The organism is Novosphingobium sp. B-7, from assembly GCF_000410615.1.
GTDB classification, from domain to species: domain Bacteria; phylum Pseudomonadota; class Alphaproteobacteria; order Sphingomonadales; family Sphingomonadaceae; genus Novosphingobium; species Novosphingobium capsulatum.
On sequence record NZ_APCQ01000327.1, the window covers coordinates 1 to 216 of the forward strand.

Annotated in this window: 1 protein-coding gene; it reads right to left on the bottom strand. The window is 73.1% G+C overall.

The genetic code is table 11. The features are described from left to right. Positions 1-216: hypothetical protein (locus H926_RS32975; protein ID WP_043607821.1), on the bottom strand; the 216-nt coding region annotated here is incomplete at both ends.

The window sequence follows — 216 nt, forward strand, 5'->3', positions numbered from 1 at the left end:
AGCGCCGCCAGCCCTTCGCGCCGCACCACATCGAGCAGCAGAGCCGTGACCGCTGCCGGCTGTGGCGATGGATCGGGCACCCGGGCCAGCACGATCGCGCCCAGCCGCCGCTCGAGCCGCGCTTCCACCCGGCCTTCGCCGGCGTTCCACGTCAGGGTGTGGCGCTGGTCCATGCGATGGGCCAGCCAGGTCGTCACGTCGTCCTCGTCCAGGGCA